The sequence below is a fragment of the Clostridium pascui genome (assembly GCF_016908015.1).
In the GTDB taxonomy this organism is placed as follows: domain Bacteria; phylum Bacillota; class Clostridia; order Clostridiales; family Clostridiaceae; genus Clostridium_AK; species Clostridium_AK pascui.
In genome coordinates this window covers 115,091-131,796 of record NZ_JAFBDB010000003.1, presented here as the reverse complement: position 1 = coordinate 131,796, position 16,706 = coordinate 115,091, and the positions used below count along the sequence as shown (strand labels likewise).

The window sequence follows — 16,706 nt, the reverse complement described above, 5'->3', positions numbered from 1 at the left end:
ACTATCAATTATTCAAGCGACATCGAACTTTTAAAAAACTCAAAGTTTGATCATATCCATTTTTAATTAGCGGGGCTATATATTTATTTATTTTTTTAAAGTCGCTAGCTTTTATTTTAGCACCATAATCAATGATTAAAATTCTTAATCTATCTTTGTTTCTTACAAAGTTTTCTGGGTCCACGTTTATTGGCGCATCAATCACATCTCTTAAAAAAGATATTATACCTGTCTTGCCTTGAGAAGTATAACTATCTAAGTCTTTAATTTTAATTCCTATGGTAGGATAATTAGTATTATCTGAGTCGAAAATCCATATTGGAAAGTTACTAAGCAAACCTCCATCTACAATATAGCTTGTAAAGTTAGAATACTCCAATTTGCCAGGAGTAAAATAAAATGGAATGGAACAGCTCATTCGGATAGCTTTAGCAATGCTAAATTCTAAAGGATCGAGTCCATATTCAGGCAAGTCATCTGGAATTATTATCATTTTTCTCTTGGTTATATCTGCAACTATTATTTTTAAAGTGCTTTTACCATTTACAATAACGTCTTTGAACTTTGTTATTCCCTTCTTTCTAAGTAAGGTATCCATCCATTGTTCGATTATAGAACCATCATATTTTCCGTTATTCACTAGTAAGGAAATAAAGTTCCCGACAATAGGTATCTTTCCTATTTTTGTATTTTTATTAAACAACCTAAAATCTGTATTATCAATTACGTCCTTTAACTCTTCAGAAGTGTATCCAGCTATAATTAGAGCAGAAATTATAGCTCCAGCAGAACTACCTGCGCATCGCTTTATCGTATAATTATTTTCCTCTAACGCTTGAAGTGCCCCAACATAACCTATAGCCTTAACTCCCCCACCTTCAAAAACTAGGTCTATATTCATAATTCCTCCTGAAATGCTTTGCATTATATATATACTATGAAGTTGCAATCAAGGTGGGAACAACAATTCTCTACAACTTATAATGATAACTAAGAACTCTTTAATAAAATTTAAATAATATAAAATATAGGTATAATAAAAGGGGTAAAAATATATGGCAGAAAAGAAATGTATTAATCCCAATCAATTACTTATATGGATTGCTTTTATAAGTATAATAATTGCTGAAAATTTAACTTCTGATGAGCAGGAATTTGTAGGGAACATTCTAGGCGTTATAAGTGAAAACATTTTGCTTATACAATCATTAAATCAACAAGGTGAAGAAAATGATGAATATGATTCCAGCAATAATGATAATACTAAGCAGATGCAAGATCAAATAGACGAGCTAAAGGAATATATTAAATCTCTAGAGAGAAGGCTTGATGAATTATAATATATGTTATATAAAATTTTATTCAATGTAGGTAAATTTATATGTATTTAGTAAGATAAGTGGGTGTATAATATAATTTTGTATGAATATAAGTTATAATAGATGGGGTGCATGAGTGAATTATAGTATAATTATAGAAGAGAGATAAGGGGGAGTCCTAATGAATACAGTTATAGTGATTGATTCTTGTAGTGATTTACCGAGAGATTTTGTTGAAAAAAATAATATACCAGCGCTTGGAATAAATGTTAAGCTTAATGAAATAGAGTTCGTTGATGACTTTGGTAAAACTGTAACATATAAAGAGTTTTATGATGCTGTAAGAGAGGGTGAAATGCCAACTACTGCCCAAGTAAATTCAGAGGTATACAAAGAGGAATTTTTAAAGCATGTTAAACAAAATAAGTCGGTAATTTATTTAGCTTTTTCATCAGCTTTAAGCGGAAGTATAAATAGTGCGAATATAGCTAAAGATGAAATATTAGAGGAATATGAAAATGCGGATATAACTATAATTGACACTAAAAGTGCATCCTTGGGTGAAGGACTAATAGTTTATTATGCTTATGATATGCTTAAAAAGGGATGCTCCAAGGAGGAAATAGTAAATTGGGTAGAAAAAAATAAGTTAAAGGTAAATCATTGGGTTATTGCAGACGACTTAAATCATTTAAAAAGAGGAGGCCGTATATCAGGAACTCAAGCAGTAGTTGGGACCTTACTTAATATAAAGCCTGTGATTAACGTAGATGATGAAGGTAGGCTTATACCTGTAGCTAAAGTAAAGGGAAGAAAAAAGGCTCTTAAAACACTAGTTGATAAGTTTAGAGAAAAGGTTGTTAATCCAGAAGAGCAAGTGATTTTTATAAGTCACAGTGATTGTGCCTCAGATGCTGAATTAGTAAAAAATATGATACTTGAAGAATTTAAAGTAAAAGATTTTATAATAAATCAAATTGGGCCTGGAATAGGATCACATACAGGACCAGGTACTGTTACATTATTTTTCATGGGTGATAGTAGATAGCTAATTGTATTCATATAGAATAATAGTCCTTCATATAATGATTAGTGGATAATTATATGGAGGATTTTTATGTTTGATGTAAAAAAAGAAATAGAATTTTGGACTGGAATAATGAGAGACCACGCACTTTTTCAGTATAATGCTCTATCGCCTAAAGAAGTAGAGGCTATTAAAAGTACAGAGTATTTTATGAAGTCATTTGATGAGTTAAATAAAGAAGCAAAGGAGTTACAAGATAATTATAAGGGTAAGAGGCTAGAAAAAGTATTATCTGATAATATGAAGGTACTTAAACAATTTATAAGGTTTAAGACAGATCTACTTACTAAGCTTTTAAAATGTGATATTGGACTAAATTTAACACCATCCTTTCTAAATCATATGATAAATGAAGCTATGGAGTATTATAAAGTCTTATATATAATAAAAGATAATACAAGCTTTGATAAGACTTTAGAAAATTTGCGCCTTCATAAGATATGGCTTGCAGATGCATCTGGACATGCAAGTGCTGTAGCTTGTGATTTAGATGCAGTAGAAGTGGAATTTACCAAAAGGGCAAGAAAATTTGTGAAGAAGTTTGATGGACTATTTAAGAAGGCTTTTGAAATGTATAAGATGTATGAAAGAACAAAGCTAGATGACGGTGCAATAGCATACTTAAATACACAGGTAGAAAAAACTTTAACTGAGTTTGTGGAGTTTTTAGATAAAGTTAAGGATTTAAGACAATGCTGTAGCATAATGGGCGCATTACCACCAATAATTCCAGATCATATGATACGCGAGGAAAACTACTATTTATATAGAGTGAAAATGTTGTGTAATGCTGATAATAATAAGAATAAAAAATAGTGTAAGAAGAAAATCGGTAAGAGCCGATTTTCTTTCGTTAAATAGTAATTATTAATTAATAATTGAACTAATGTATTCGATAAAAAACTATACTAAAAAAGTATAAAATTTTAATTTTAGTTTCATACGTTACCGATTTTGTATACAATCCAGTGTATTATATATCTTGTAGACAACGAGGAAATAAAGAAATTAAAAAAATTAAAATAAATAGTTAAATCAGAAGGAGAGATATAATATGTTTGGATTTTTTAAGAACAAAGAAGAAAATGAATCTTTAAATAAGGCAGTGGTGCAGGAACCACATCCAATGTTCTGCTATCAATGTGAACAAACACCACAAACAGGATGTACTAAGTTTGGTGTGTGTGGAAAGAACCCTGACATATCAAGTTTACAGGACATAATGATACTTGGACTTAAAGGGGTAGCAGCTTATGCAACTCATGCGAGAGAATTAGGATATATTGATCCAGAAGTTGATGCTATAGCGCATGAAGCATTATACACTACACTTACAAATTCAAACTTCAACTTACAAGAGCACATAAACATGGTTCTAAAAGTTGGTACTGCGACTGTTAAAGTAATGGATTTATTAGATAGAGCACACACTTCAAAACTTGGGACTCCAACACCTGTTGTAGTTTCACAAGATAAAGTTGAAGGACATGCTATATTAGTTACAGGACATAACCTTTATGCTTTAGAAGAATTATTAAAGCAGACAGAAGGAAAAGGAATAAATATATATACTCACTCAGAAATGTTACCAGCTCATGGATATCCAGAATTAAAGAAATATGCTCACTTAAAGGGTAACGTAGGTAAAGCTTGGTTTGACCAGAGAAAATTATTTGAAGAGTTCCCAGGAGCAATTCTTGGTACTACAAATTGCTTGATGCCAATAACTACTGGAAGCTATTCTGATAGAATGTGGACTTATGGAACAGCAGGACTTGAAAAGGTTCAAAAGATAGTAAATAATGACTTTACTCCAATAATTGAAAAAGCATTATCACTACCAAAAGCAAACATTCAATCTGACAAGGTACTTACAACTGGATTCCATCACAGCACAGTTTTAGATATAGCTCCAGAAATAATAGATGCAGTTAAAGCTGGCAAGATAAAGAGATTCTTTGTAATAGCTGGATGCGATGCTCCAACTAAAGGAAGAGATTATTATAGAGAAATGGCAAATACATTACCAAAGGATTGTGTAATTCTTACAACTTCTTGTGGTAAGTTCAGATTTAACGATATAGACTTTGGAACAGTTCCAGGAACTGATATTCCAAGATATATAGATTTAGGACAATGTAATAACTCAGGATCAGCTGCAAAAATTGCTATTGCACTCGCAGAAGCTTTTGAATGTGATATAAATGAATTACCATTAACAATAGTATTATCATGGTTCGAGCAAAAAGCTGTTGCAATACTATTAGGATTGTTCAGCTTAGGAGTTAAAAATATGTATGTAGGACCTTCAGCTCCAAAGTTCATAAGCCCAGGAGTATTAAAGGTATTACAGGATGTATTTAACTTACAGTTAATCAGCGGAGATGCTAAAGCAGATATGCAGAAAATGTTAGGCTAAACCAGAGAGCAATGCATAATTTGTTGAAATTCATAATTTCTATAATTTAGCACAGCTCAATAATATAATAATCCCATAAACATCCATTAAACCCATAAAAGGCGACCTTACCCTAAGGTCGCCTTCTCCCTTTTAAAACATCTCAATTTATTGAGGTGTTTTTATATGAATAAAATTATAAAAAAAGATTGTTCGTTATAAAAATACACTTGACTTTTACACGAAAACATTGTAGCATAATATAAAAGAAAAAATTACACAATTAATGGGGGGATATTCTTGAAAATAGCATATACAAGTACAAGGGGCAGAAAAGAAATAACTTCTTCTGAAGCTATTATAAAAGGAATTGCAGATGATGGAGGGTTGTATATACCAATAGAATTTCCTACAATTGATATACCTTTCTCAGAACTCATTTCCTATGATTATAAACAATTATCAGTATATATACTAAAAAAATATTTTACTGATTTTACAGATGAAGAAATAAATGATTGCGTTTATAAAGCTTATGATGATAAATTTACAAATGAATACATAGCTCCTGTGGCTAAAATAGGAGAAGACTTTTTCTTAGAACTATACCATGGACCTACTTTAGCATTTAAAGATATGGCCTTATCTATATTGCCACATTTATTGAAGGCTTCTTCTAGAAAGTTAAATATAAAAGATGAAATAGTAATACTTACAGCTACTTCAGGGGATACTGGAAAGGCTGCATTAGAAGGATTTGCTGATGTAGAAGGCACAAAGGTAATAGTGTTTTTCCCAGAAAAGGGAGTAAGTCCTATTCAGAAGAGGCAAATGATTACTCAAGAGGGAACAAATACTTATGTAGTCGGAATTGATGGGAATTTTGATGATGCTCAAAAGGCTGTTAAAGAAATTTTCAATGATAAGGATTTTAATAAATTATTGGAAGACAAGGGATGCATGCTTTCATCAGCAAATTCTATAAACATAGGAAGACTTGTACCACAAATAGTATATTACATATATTCATACCTATGCATGTTAAAGAATAGAGAGATCAAAGAAGGTGAAAGCATAAATGTGGCTGTGCCTACAGGAAACTTTGGTAATATATTGGCTGCATATTATGCCAAGAAGATGGGACTTCCTATAAATAAGTTAATATGTGCGTCTAATGAAAACAATGTACTTTGTGATTTCTTTAATGAAGGAATATATAACAAAAATAGAGAGTTTAAAGTAACGATTTCTCCTTCTATGGATATATTGGTTTCTAGTAATTTAGAAAGACTTTTATATCATATTAGTAATGAAAATGAGAACAAAGTAGATGGGTTTATGAGAGAACTAAATGATAAAGGTCAATATATTATAGATAAAAGCATGAAAAATGAATTGGATAGTTTTTACTCCAATTTTGCTAGTGATGAAGAAACTTATAAAACTATAAGGGATATTTTCGAAGATACATCATATTTGGTTGATACACATACAGCTGTAGCTTATAAGGCATATAGGGATTATAAACAAGCTACTGGAGATAATAGAAAAACTATCGTTGTGTCTACAGCTAGTCCGTTCAAATTTCCTAGAGATGTATGTAAGGCGTTAAAAATAGATAATGATGAGCTAAGTGATTTCGATTTAGTGCATAAACTTTCTGCTTTTGCAGGAGTAGAGATTCCAGATGCTATAAACAATATAGAAAGCAAAGATATCCTTCATAATAATGTTTGTAAAAAGAAAGAAATAAAAGAAGAAATAAAAAAATTTCTTAAGGTATAGGTGATATTATGGTAGAAGTAGTAGTACCAGCTACAAGTGCTAATTTTGGGCCTGGATTTGATACTTTAGGTGTAGGGCTGAATTTATATAACAAATTTTATATAGAAGAAATAGAAAAAGGATTAATTATAGAAGGTTGTGAAGAACAGTATAGAAATGAAAAAAATTTAGTATATACTTCAATGAAAAGATGCTTTGAAAAAATAGGCTATAAAGAAAAGGGAATAAAAATAATAATAAAGTCAGATATACCTACTTCAAGGGGACTTGGAAGCAGCGCATCTTGTATAGTTGCAGGGGTACTTGGAGCTAATGTTATTGCAGGAAATAAACTAGATACAGATGATATATTAAGATTAGCTACAGAAATAGAAGGGCACCCTGATAACATAGTGCCTGCACTTCTAGGGGGTATGACCACAGCAATTTATGAAAATGATAATGTGTACTACGATAAAATAAACATAAAAGAAGGAATTAAGTTTTGTGCATTAATTCCTAATTTTAGATTATCTACAGAAAAGAGCAGAGCTGTTCTTCCAAAGGAAGTAGCCTATAAAGATGCCATATTTAATGTAGGAAGAGTATCACTTATGATAACATCACTTACAAACGGGAATTTTGATATGTTAAAAGTAGCGTGTCAGGACAAGCTTCATCAGCCTTATAGAGGTAAACTAATTGAGTCTTATGATGAAGTTGTAAACACAAGTAAAGAACTAGGAGCACTAGGGGTATTTTTAAGTGGTGCAGGTCCTACGATAATGGCATTGTTAGAAGAAAAAGATATGATATTTACTAATAGTATAAAGCAATCATTAAAGAGTTTAAACTTGGAATGGATAGTAAAAGAACTTAATTTAGATCTAAGAGGGGCTGTAGTAAGGGCATATTAAATTTTGAAAAGTGGGGTAATAACAATGAATGATATAATAGTTGCTAAATTTGGGGGAAGTTCTCTTGCAGATAGTAATCAATTTAAAAAGGTAAAATCTATAGCACTAGCCAATGAAAAAAGAAGGTATATAGTTCCATCAGCACCAGGCAAAAGATATAAAGAAGATCATAAAATTACAGATTTACTTTATTTATGTCATGCTCATGTTGAACAAAGCATTCCATTTGAGGATGTATTTAGGGTAATTGAAAATAGATTTTTAGAATTAGTAGAAGAGCTAGATGTAACAATTGATATCAAAAAATATTTGAAAGAAATAAAAACCAATATAGCAAAGGGAGCATCTGCTGATTATACAGCAAGTAGAGGAGAGTATTTAAATGGGCTTATACTAGCTGACTTTCTTAAGTATGAATTTGTTGACCCAGCAGAGATAGTTTTCTTTGATAAAAAGGGAAATTTTGATGAAGAAAGAACTCAAAGAGCTGTAAGTGAAAGGTTACTAAAGATAGATAAGGCAGTAATACCTGGATTTTATGGCGCTATGCCAAATGGAGAGGTAAGAACTTTCTCAAGGGGAGGTTCAGATGTAACAGGTTCTATTATAGCAAGAGGAGTAGATGCAGAGCTATATGAAAATTGGACAGATGTATCAGGATTTTTGATGGCAGATCCTAGAATAGTAGAAAATCCTAAGAATATTAAAAATATTACCTATAGAGAACTAAGAGAACTGTCTTACATGGGAGCTACAGTCTTACATGAAGAAGCAATTTTTCCTGTAAGAAAGGCAAACATTCCCATAAATATTAAAAACACAAATAGTCCCGATGATGAAGGAACTTATATAATAAATGATTTATTACCAGCAAGCTATGCAGGAAGTATTACAGGAGTAGCAGGAAAAAAGGATTTTACCATTATAACTATTGAAAAAAGCATGATGAATATAGAACAGGGGTATTGTAGAAGAATTCTTTCAGTATTAGAAGATAATAATGTATCCTTTGAGCACATACCTTCGGGGGTAGATACAGTATCCCTTGTGATAGCACAATCACAGCTTGATGGTAAATTAGAGAGAATATTAAAGGAAATAGAAATTAAATGTAAGCCTGATTCTATAGATATACATCCTGATATAGCATTAGTAGCTGTAGTTGGCATAGGTATGTTAAGGACAATAGGAATATCAGCTAAAATTTTTGAAGCTTTAGCTAAGGAAGATATAAATGTAACCATGATAAGTCAGGGGTCTAGCGAGATAAATATAATCGTAGGAGTTGAAAATAGTAATTTTGAAAATGCAGTAAGATCAATATATAACGCATTTTCTAAATAAACCTTTGTAAATTATGAATTGGGGGAAGTATGTATGCAAAAAGTTAAAATAGCTTTATTAGGCCTTGGAAATGTAGGTAAAGGCGTTTGGAAAATACTAAATATGAATAAAGACGAAATTTTAAAGAGATCCGGATATGATATTGAAGTTAGCAAAATTCTTGTAAGAGATGTTAATAAAGAAAGAAACTTAGAAGTGCCAAAGGAATTATTCACTTCAAATTTTCAAGAAATTATTGACGATGATAGTATTGAAATTCTTGTGGAAGTTATGGGGGGAGTAGAGCCTGCCATTGACTATATGATACAAGGAATGAAAAGAAAAAAGCATATAGTTACAGCAAATAAAATGGCTATAGCTACAAACGCAGAAATTCTTTTTAAAACTTCTAGAGAAGAAGGAGTAATGTTCCACTACGAAGGCAGTGTTGGAGGCGGAATACCTATAATCCATGGCTTAAATGATAATCTTGTAGCAAATAAGATAGAAGAAGTAATAGGAATAATAAATGGAACTACAAATTATATTTTAACTAAAATGACACATGAGAAAATAAGTTTTGGTGAAGCCTTATCAGAAGCTCAAAGTAAGGGGTATGCTGAAGCAGATCCTACTTCAGATGTAGAAGCATTTGACGCAGTTTATAAATTATGCATTTTATCATCTTTAGCTTTTGATACAATTGTAGATGTAAATTCAATTTATAGAGAAGGAATAACTAATATAAAACCCATTGATATAGAATATGCAAGGGAATTTGGTTATGTAATAAAGCTATTAGGTATAATTAAGGAAGTAAATGGTGAGTTAGAATTAAGAGTACACCCAACTATGATACCTTCTGAGCATCCACTAGCTAACGTAAATGACTCCTTTAATGCTATTTTTGTAAAAGGAAATGCAGTAGGAGATTTAATGCTTTATGGAAGAGGTGCTGGAGAACTTCCTACAGGTAGTGCTGTGGTAGGAGATATAGTTTCAATAATAAGAAATAAAGATGGATTTGTACAAGAACCATATTTAGAAAATGAACAATGTAGAAAAGTAAGGGATATGGGAAAAGTTCAATGTGAATATTATATTAGAGTAACAGTAAAGGATAAGCCTGGTGTTTTAGGGGAGATATCCTCTATATTCGGTAAAAACAATGTAAGTATTCTTTCTGTTATTCAAAAAGGAAAAAGAGAAAAACAGGTATCTCTAGTATTTATAACTCATAGTACAGTAGAAGGAAATATCAATAAATCTATTGAAATGATAAGTGCTTTAGAGGATTCAGAAAAAATTGAAAATGTAATAAGAATAGAAAATCTAGCAACTAACTAAGAAAAAACTGTTTCATAGTGTATGAATATGCGCTATGAAACAGTTTTTTTAAGTATTTGAATATAAGCTTCTGATGTTATAAAACATCATTAATTCTTTCAGCTGATTTTAGGGTTTAAGGGATTTATATATACGTTAATTATAGAGTTGGAAGGAAGATATGAGATGATATTGGGTATTATTTGAAAATTTACATTAATAATGGTATATGTTAGAATATTAACACATATGATTATATTTCATCATAGCGCTGTAAAAGAGATTTTTTAGAGTTAATATATTATGCATGCAGGCATTTTGATAGGCTAGAGAAGAAGGGGGGAATTTATTATGTTTCGTATTGCAATATGTGATGATGAATCAACTGTATGTGGTCAAATTGAAGATATAATATTAAAAGTCAGTAATGAAATCAGGGAAAAAATTGAAGTAGAGGTGTTTTATTCAGGAGAAGAACTATGTGAATATATGTTAAACCAATCAAACTTTGATTTGATTTTTTTAGATATTGAATTAAAGTTATTAAATGGTGTTGAAGTTGGCATAAAAATACGAGAGGAGATGAAAAACAATACCGTTCAAATAGTATATATTTCAGGAAAGCAAGGATATGCTATGGATTTATTTGAAATAAGACCTATGAATTTTTTAGTAAAACCATTAAATGAAGAAAAAATCACACAAGTTATGAAAAAGTTTATTGAATTATCTATAAGAGATAATCAATTCTTTGAGTTTAACATTGGGAAAATATTTTATAAAATACCTCTTAAAGATATTTTGTACTTTGAAAGTGAAAGGAAAAAAATTAGAGTTATAACTAAAAGTGATTCAAAGGAATACTATGGTAAGCTTTCTGATGTACAAGCGGCAATTGAAAGCAGTGAGTTCCTGGATATTCATAAATCGTATCTTGTAAATTGTTTTCATGTGGTAGAGTATCAGTATGATTCTATAAAACTAGCAAATGGGGATAGTTTGCCTATAAGTCAAAATAACAGAAAAGTTATTAGAGAAAAATTACTTAATATCAAGAGAGGCAAAAGATAAATTATGAATATTTTAAACGTAAATAATATATTATATTTAATTTCAAATTTATTTCGTATTTATATAATTTTTAAGTTTATAAATGTATTTTTTGATAGAACTAATACAAATAAAAGAGTTGAGATAAAATGGCTTTCTATATATTTTATAATTAATAGTCTTGTACATATATTCTTTGAATCACCTCTCATAAACCTATCATCTAATTTATTATTATTTTTTGCGTTAACTTTTATATATCCAGGAAAGCTATCAACCAGATTAATAGCAACGGCATTAATTTATTCAGTAAATATGTGCTTAGATGGTATAGCCTATAATTTTATGAAAGCAGTAAATATAATATATGATATAGAAATAATTACTGGAATTATTTCTAATTTAGCATTATATCTATTTGTGCTTGTATTTGAGAAGGCAATAAATCATAAAAATAAATATAATGTCAGCATTTTTCAATGGCTTGCGGTTTTTTGTATTCCAGTAGGTAGCATTATTATTGCTTCTACACTGCTTTTATCTAATTATAAAACTATTTCTAGTATTTTAAGCGTAACTTGTTTATTAGGTATAAATGTAATGATTTTTTATTTGTATGATATGCTCATAAAATTCTATGCAGAAAAGTATGAGAAGGAATTACTTAGACAGCAAAATAACTCATATATAAATCAATTTGAAATTATAAAGCAATCACAGGATAATATAGCAATGATGCGGCATGATATGAAAAATCATATTTTCAAATTTCAAGATATTGTTCAAAAGGGCAAAAAACAGGACATTCTTGATTATTTAAAAAGCACCTTAGAATTTATAGATGTATCAAATCAGTATGTAAACTCACAAAACTTAGATGTAGATAGTATTCTTAATTATAAAATACATGAAGCAAAAAAGATAGGAGCGGTAGTTAATGCTATTGTAAATATCCCGAACAAGTTAAGAATAGATTCCTTTGACTTAAATGTCATTTTAGGTAACTTAATGGATAATGCTATTTATGCTATAAAAGACAGTGAAAATAAGAGGATAAAAATAGAAATTGAATTTGATAGAAACATTCTTTACATTACAATAACTAACTCTTATTCTGGTAAAATTCTGTCAAGGAATGGGAAATTACAGTCAACAAAAAAAGATAAGGATAATCATGGTATAGGTCTAAGAAGCGTAGAAACTGTTGTAAGAAAATATGATGGAATAATAGATATAGATTATGATGATAGTGATTTTATGGTAAGTATACTGCTTTATAATATTGTTAAGAAAATATAAAACAAAAGTTGTTATTTTTACCATAAACATTCTGAATTATACCACGTTTCGAAATAATGTGATTTTTTCTGGTAATATAAAAACAACAAAAATAAACTACGGATAGGAGGTATTAGCTTTGAAAAACTTTATGAGAAGTTTTGTGCTAAAGTTTGGAAGCACTATTGCAAGTCTTGCTCTTATGATAACAGCATTGAATGTCAATACTACCTGCTGTTTTTTCTCACATCAGTCTAAGTTACCAAAGGGAGCTAAGAAGCTTCGCAAGTTTTGATAAAATTTAGGTTATCTCATAGAATAGCAGACTCGTTTGTTAAAAATGAAGTAATTGCCTGTGAAGATAAAGATGTATGTATATATGGTTTAGAGCAAGGCTTTTTAATGGTAGTCAATGTTGTTACTACTATATTAATTGGTCTTGTTTTCCGAATGGTTTGGCAAAGTATTGCTTTTATGATGGCATATATTCCGCTTAGAATCTATGCAGGAGGATATCATACTAAGACACAGTTAAGATGCTATTTGTTTTCTATATTATTAATAGTATCAGCGCTTTTAGGAATAAAGCTTATAATCTGGACAAGCACTATTTGTTTCATAGTCCTATTTGTAATAGGAACAAGCATATTCTTTCTTGTACCTGTGGAAGACAGGAACAAGCCTTTGGACAAAATTGAGGTTAAAGTATATAGAAGAAGAGCCAGAATAGTTTTAGGTTTTGAAGTGATTATTTTATTATCTATGATAATTTTAGGATGGTGTCAAGTCTCAATTTGTATATTAGTAGCACTTATAGCTCTTAACTGTATGCTTGTATTTGGGAAAATTAGAAACAAAATCAGCAAGTAGTAAGAGTTACTATAGATAGGTTAACAAGAAGGGAAGTGTAAGGGATATGAAATACTTGTGTCATGATATTTTTATGGTAAGAGTACCAAGTTTACCTCTTAAAGTATTTTGGGATTTTAACAAAATCGGTGATAATGTTTTAGATTATATTTATAAAAATCAGAACATAATAAATTTTATTGAAGAAAGCCTATTGGTATCAAGTAGAACTTTATATGAGAGCCTAAAAAATCCTCCAATAAGCGAGAAAAAAATTAGGAATTTAAATTCTGGAATACTAAATTATATGATAAGAGCATCCACTAGACCGACTCCTTTTGGATTGTTGGCAGGGGTAGGGCTAGGAGAATTTTCTAATGAAACTGAAATTATTATTAATCAAAATGAATGTATTAAAGATGTCAGGGCAGACGCACTATGGATAGCTCGTGTGATACATGAGCTTGAGAAAGATATTAATGTAGTTTCTAAACTTAAAGTAAAATTCAATCCAATCTGTTATTTATGGGGTAAAAGACTTAAAAACCCTTATTTTTCCAATAGTGGTATTCTCAAGGAATCTAAGGATCAGGTTGAAGAAAATGATATAAAATATACAGCTTTAATAGAACTTATTAGAGGAGAAGCAGAAAATTTTACACCTTTCTTAGAAATAAAGGATATCATCAGAGCAGCATATGAAGATGCTCCTGAGGAATTAATTGACCGTACTTTACTTCAGTTAATAGAAAATGAATATTTGATAACAAATTTAAGAATACCTGCTTATTGTGATGATGGGTTAGGGCATGTTATTAAGATATTGAAGGATAACTCGCATGTTAAGGAATTTGTGGTCAAGCTTACAGAAATTGAAGTATTATTAAAGGAATATTGTAAAGTTGAAAACAAGTCAGAAACTCTAGAAGTTATTTATGATAAAATGCAGAGTATTCATAAATCAAGGAACTATCTAGAAATTAATAAGGGCTTAGTGCTAGAAAAAAACTACTTAGCACATAAAATTAAAGATAAATTAGAGCACTTTGTAAATTGTTTAAACACAATATCTATGGATGCCGCCGAATATTCAACATTAAACAAATTTAAAGAAGTATTTTCGGAAAGGTTTGGTTTAAATGTTGAAGTACCATTAATTGATATTATTAATAAAAATGTTTTTAATGGTTTAGACTTGATGGGGAGTAGTAACCAAGGTATAACGCATAGAGAAAGAACAATAAAAAAAATCATCGATAACAAAATTATATTGGGCTTGATGAATGGTGACAAAGAAGTTAATTTGTACAATGGGGACTTCTCATCAATACTCAATAAAGAAAAAGACAAGAAAGATTCAAAATCTTTCGATATAGGTTTTTATATAACTAGAAATGATAAGGATTTAAGTGGAGAGGATTACAATATTACTGTTGCACCTCCATGCTCAAATAAAGCGGGTAGTATATTTCAAAGGTTTTACAATGCTTTTGACGAACAATTAATAGCTAAATATAATGAAATATATGAAAAAGAAATTGAATTAACTGAAAATGAGTATTTAATTATAGAAGTAAGAGAAATGGCTGTTAACGGAAGAGCAAATAACATTACAAACAGATATAAAAATCATGAATATTATTTAGCAATAGCCTGTACAGATGAAACTGTTTCTGGAGAAATTCCACTAAATGATTTATGCATAGGACTGTCACAAGAGAGAGAATTATACATAAAATCAATAAGTAAAAAGAAAAAGTGCAAAGTAATTGTGGATAATATGTTAGCCTCTCGTTTAAACAGCAAGATAATAAATTTATTAAGATTGATTTCTGATGAGTATGAAGATAAAGTAATAGCTAGAATTCTTGAACTTTATAAAAATGAATATATTTATACTCCAAGAATTAAATTCGAAAATATTATAATACATCCTAGGCGTTGGAATTTTAGCATTAAAGACTTTAATATAGAAAGTTTTGAAACTTTTAAAAAGAGTTTTGATAAGGTAAGAGGTATATATCAAGTTGATGAATATGTGTATCTATGTGAAGGTGATAATCGATTATTAGTTGACTTAAAGCTGGAAGCGTCTTTACAGGCTATATACTCATCAGTTAAGAAGAGGGATGAATTGCACATGTGTGAAACTGAAATGCTTTCGGAACCTATTGTTAAGGATTTAGAAGCAGGCTATTACATAGGAGAATTTGTTTTCTCATTCATTCAAAATAAAACAAACAATAAACCATTGCAATTAAGCAGGGAAGAGGATTTTGTACAAGACAATAGAATTTTTCAAAATAAAAACAATAGATTTAGTCTATGTGATGATGGTTGGATTTACATGAAGTTATATGGATTGGGAAATAAAGATAGTGAATTGTTAAAACAACAATTACAAATATTGTTAGATGATCTGAATCCAGAGAAATTTTTCTTTATTAGATACTCTGAGGGTGGGAAACATTTACGATTAAGATTCAAATTCAAAAACCAAAATATAGCTTTAAATAAATTGCATAGTATTAATTCTTGGATTTTCCAATTGCAAGAAAACTGTTTAGTTAATAGAGTTGTATTTGATGTGTATGAAAGAGAAGCCAATAGATATGGTGGCTTAGAGTTAATAGAACATGCGGAGAAGGTATTTTATACTGATAGTATTTTTGTAATAGCTATGTTAAATTTATTTGATTTAGATAATGAGCAGGATAGGGAACTAGCATACATGGTGGGCATGATAACCACATTAAAGGAGTTAACTCATGATGAAAAGGAATTATTTGAAATACTAGATGAAGAGAACTTAAAAAATCAACATAGAGATGAATTTAGAAAAGGAAGAGACAACTATATTAGAATTGCAGAATGTATTTTTAAGGAAGAGTTAAACGAAATTGACGACAGATTGTTAGAGGTAATGGATGTATATAAAAAGAGACAAGCAACATTACGTGACTTCAAAAGCCAACTTGATAAACAGATTAGAAATAAAAAGACAACGAATACTAAAAAGGAGATAGTGTTTTCAATGACTCATATGTATTGTAACCGTTTGACTGGAGTTATAGAATATGAAAGAAAATATCTATCAATTATAAGGCATTCTCTTCAGGCTTTAATAGAAAAATGGAATCATACAAAGATAAAATAACTATATTGTAAATTTGATTAAGTAGGTCATCCAAGGGGTCGTAAGAGTTAATAAAAAAATAAAAAATATTGGAAATTAGAAAGGGGAATTGTTATGAGTAATTTCAAAGATTTTGATTTGGATTTAAAGAAAGTGAGAATTAATAATAGTCAATCTGAGACTCTTTCACTTAGTACTCGTGATTGCCTTGAAAGTATTATAGATCTGTCCAAGGCTCAATGTTCTAATCCTTCAACTC

General features: G+C 29.9%; 14 protein-coding genes. 13 read left to right on the top strand and 1 reads right to left on the bottom strand.

Annotated elements, in window-relative coordinates; genetic code table 11:
- Positions 1 to 4: 4 nt before the first annotated feature.
- Positions 5 to 901, bottom strand: coding sequence for a patatin-like phospholipase family protein (locus tag JOC70_RS09370; RefSeq protein WP_204598625.1), 897 nt, complete (start codon positions 899 to 901; stop codon positions 5 to 7).
- 154 nt (positions 902 to 1,055) lie between these two features.
- On the opposite strand from JOC70_RS09370, the gene JOC70_RS09365 reads away from it, so the two are divergent.
- The 13 genes from JOC70_RS09365 (at position 1,056) to JOC70_RS09305 (ending at position 16,468) form a co-directional block, all read left to right on the top strand.
- A complete protein-coding gene (locus JOC70_RS09365; protein WP_204598624.1) occupies positions 1,056 to 1,340 on the top strand; it encodes a hypothetical protein in 285 nt (94 codons plus the stop codon).
- 160 nt (positions 1,341 to 1,500) lie between these two features.
- Positions 1,501 to 2,367: a DegV family protein gene (locus JOC70_RS09360; protein ID WP_204598623.1), complete on the top strand. Its 867-nt coding sequence runs from the start codon at positions 1,501 to 1,503 to the stop codon at positions 2,365 to 2,367.
- Between the two features lie 69 nt (positions 2,368 to 2,436).
- On the top strand, positions 2,437 to 3,222 hold the full coding sequence (locus JOC70_RS09355; RefSeq protein WP_204598622.1) for a DUF2935 domain-containing protein: 786 nt from the start codon (positions 2,437 to 2,439) through the stop codon (positions 3,220 to 3,222).
- Between the two features lie 310 nt (positions 3,223 to 3,532).
- Positions 3,533 to 4,825 (top strand): hydroxylamine reductase, encoded by a 1,293-nt coding sequence (gene hcp, locus JOC70_RS09350; RefSeq protein WP_204598866.1) that lies wholly within the window; start codon positions 3,533 to 3,535, stop codon positions 4,823 to 4,825.
- A 285-nt stretch (positions 4,826 to 5,110) separates the two neighbouring features.
- Positions 5,111 to 6,589 carry a threonine synthase gene (gene thrC, locus JOC70_RS09345; protein WP_204598865.1) on the top strand — a complete coding sequence of 493 codons (1,479 nt, stop codon included), beginning with the start codon at positions 5,111 to 5,113 and terminating at the stop codon, positions 6,587 to 6,589.
- Between the two features lie 8 nt (positions 6,590 to 6,597).
- Entirely contained in the window at positions 6,598 to 7,485 is an 888-nt protein-coding gene (gene thrB, locus JOC70_RS09340) for a homoserine kinase (protein WP_204598621.1), read from the top strand.
- Positions 7,486 to 7,509: 24 nt separating this feature from the next.
- Entirely contained in the window at positions 7,510 to 8,829 is a 1,320-nt protein-coding gene (locus JOC70_RS09335; protein ID WP_204598620.1) for an aspartate kinase, read from the top strand.
- Between the two features lie 33 nt (positions 8,830 to 8,862).
- A complete protein-coding gene (locus JOC70_RS09330) occupies positions 8,863 to 10,155 on the top strand; it encodes a homoserine dehydrogenase (RefSeq protein WP_204598619.1) in 1,293 nt (430 codons plus the stop codon).
- Positions 10,156 to 10,485: 330 nt separating this feature from the next.
- Positions 10,486 to 11,205, top strand: coding sequence for a LytR/AlgR family response regulator transcription factor (locus tag JOC70_RS09325; RefSeq protein WP_204598618.1), 720 nt, complete (start codon positions 10,486 to 10,488; stop codon positions 11,203 to 11,205).
- A 3-nt stretch (positions 11,206 to 11,208) separates the two neighbouring features.
- Positions 11,209 to 12,483, top strand: a complete 1,275-nt coding sequence (locus JOC70_RS09320) for a sensor histidine kinase (protein ID WP_204598617.1) — start codon at positions 11,209 to 11,211, stop codon at positions 12,481 to 12,483.
- Positions 12,484 to 12,601: 118 nt separating this feature from the next.
- A complete protein-coding gene (locus JOC70_RS09315) occupies positions 12,602 to 12,757 on the top strand; it encodes a cyclic lactone autoinducer peptide (protein WP_243429090.1) in 156 nt (51 codons plus the stop codon).
- Positions 12,754 to 13,332 carry an accessory gene regulator ArgB-like protein gene (locus JOC70_RS09310; protein ID WP_207755279.1) on the top strand — a complete coding sequence of 193 codons (579 nt, stop codon included), beginning with the start codon at positions 12,754 to 12,756 and terminating at the stop codon, positions 13,330 to 13,332. Before JOC70_RS09315 ends, JOC70_RS09310 begins: the two co-directional genes overlap by 4 nt.
- A 46-nt stretch (positions 13,333 to 13,378) precedes the next feature.
- Positions 13,379 to 16,468: a lantibiotic dehydratase gene (locus tag JOC70_RS09305; protein WP_204598616.1), complete on the top strand. Its 3,090-nt coding sequence runs from the start codon at positions 13,379 to 13,381 to the stop codon at positions 16,466 to 16,468.
- Positions 16,469 to 16,706: the final 238 nt, after the last annotated feature.